Genomic DNA, 2,173 nt, shown 5'->3' with positions numbered 1-2,173 from the left:
ACACCGCTTGTGAGGACGCAAGCGAGAGATTAGACAGTTTTGAGAAGTTGAAGAGGAGAGGTAGGGCCTACACTGAGAAACCGTCTGTGAGGAGAGTCACTATTCACCTGGATGATCATCTGTGGAAGTTCAGTCTCGACACGATTTCAATTTCCGCAAAGAGGAGTAGGGTTTTCATTTCCCCAATCTTCCCTAAGATCTTCTGGAGATATTACAACAAGGGCTGGTCAATTGCCAGTGAGGCCAGGTTTAGGCTGTTGAAGGGGAACGTTGTAGAGTTCTACGTCATTTTTAAGAGGGATGTTAAACCTTATGAACCTAAACGTTTATTCCCGTCGACCTTAACGAGGATTCGGTCTCTGTATTAGTTGATGGAAAACCGATGCTTTTAGAGACTAACACTAAGAGGATCACTCTGGGCTATGAGTATAGGAGGAAGGCAATAATTACTGGTAGGTCAACTAAGGATAGGGAAGTGAGGGGGAAGTTAAAGAGGCTGAGGGAGAGGGATAAGAAAGTAGACGTTAGGAGGAAATTAGCCAAGCTGATCGTCAAAGAGGCTTTTGAAAGTAGGAGTGCAATTGTCTTAGAGGACTTGCCGGGGAGAACTCCGGAGCATATGATAAAGGACGTGAAGGATAAACAGCTTAGGTTGAGGATTTATAGATCTGCATTTTCCTCAATGAAGAACGCTATTATTGAGAAGGCTGGGGAGTTCGGTGTCCCCGTACTCTTAGTTAATCCCTCCTATACTTCCACTGTTTGCCCAGTCCACGGGACGAAGATCGTTTACCGACCCGATGGGGGCGATGCCCCAAGGGTTGGTGTTTGTGGGAAGGGGAAGGAGAGGTGGCATAGGGACGTGGTTGCGCTGTACAACTTAGCGAAGAGGGCTGGAGATGTGAGCCCCGTGCCGTTGGGCTCGAAGGAGTCCCATGACCCACCTACCTTAAGTGGGTGGTTGAGGGCTAAGTCCCTACACTCGATCATGAATGAACATAAAATGATTGAAATGAAAGTGTAGGGATAAACGGGAAGTAACTCACCCCTGTAAACTTGCTCAACGGATCAATACGATTCGTGTCAACGCTGAAACTAGTTTGTTGATAACGGCAACTAAAAGGTAAGGGAAAAACCTTATAACCAGAACCGTAAAGTTGTTTACGATGCTTCGTAAATGGAATACGCCACGTCGTAACCTTAAAAATCTCTTCATCATGTTTGGCCCAGCGTGGCTCGTGATGATGGCCGACATGGATGCATCAAGTACGATAGGTGCGGCAGAGACTGGGGTGGTCCTCAAGTACTCCCTCATATGGTTTCTCCTCCTCTTGGTCATACCCCTTTACTTCATCCAGGAGGCCTCTGGGAGGATAGGATTGGTCACCGGCAAGGGTCTCGGTGAACTTGTGAGGGAGAATTACTCAAGGAGGACAGCCGTGTTGATGGCGTTTCCCATGGCCCTGACAGACGTTCTCACCTACGCCGTAGAGTACGCTGGCGCTGCTGTGGGTTTTGCCGTGTTCGGAGTGCCTCCTCTGATATCAGTACCCATAGTCTTCCTGGCCCACGTCTTCCTCGTCGTGGGCAACAAGTATAGCCAGGCTGAGAGAGCACTGTTGGCACTGTCCCCACTCCTTTTCCTTTCCTTTGGACTAGTTCTCTGGCAAAGAGGTCTCAAACCGCATCCCATCCTGGTAGTCTCATCCTCACCATCGTTCCTCTTCCTCCTGGCAGCTAACGTGGGGGCAGTGATAATGCCCTTCATGTTGTTCTTTCAGGCCTCGGCTACTGCGATAAAGTGGTCCACGAGAAAGGAGGGAGTCGGTACAGGAGAGGCAATGAAGAGGGTGAGAGTGGAGACGTTTGTGGGAGCCATCGCCACGGAGATCTTGATGGTGTTCGTTGAGATGTCTACCGCTGGCCTCGATCCTTCAACGGACTTCCTCTCTCCCAGATCACTGTACACCGCTCTGGCCTCTGCGAGTCCATTGGCTCCCTCTCTCTTCTCCGTAGGATTGATATCTGCGGCCTTCTTGGCCCTGGTGGTGATATCCTTAGGTAGCGCTTGGGGCGTAGTTGAGGCCTTGGGGGTTGAGCGAGAGAGAGCCTACATGATATACATGGTGGAAAGTGTACCGGCGGCCCTTGTTATATCCCTAGTCCCTACGTC

At 50.0% G+C, this 2,173-nt stretch carries 1 protein-coding gene and 1 pseudogene; both read left to right on the top strand.

Annotated features, from left to right (window positions below):
- Positions 1 to 1,024: pseudogene (locus tag METMK1DRAFT_RS07365) on the top strand (IS200/IS605 family accessory protein TnpB-related protein); the annotation flags it as partial.
- Between the two features lie 193 nt (positions 1,025 to 1,217).
- Positions 1,218 to 2,173, top strand: a 956-nt coding sequence (locus METMK1DRAFT_RS07360) for an NRAMP family divalent metal transporter (protein ID WP_009072380.1), incomplete at its 3' end; no start/stop codon positions are given.

Source organism: Metallosphaera yellowstonensis MK1 (assembly GCF_000243315.1).
Taxonomy (GTDB): Archaea; Thermoproteota; Thermoprotei_A; order Sulfolobales; family Sulfolobaceae; genus Metallosphaera; species Metallosphaera yellowstonensis.
Note: the sequence above shows the minus strand (reverse complement) of the source record. Positions and strands in the feature narration are given on the sequence as shown.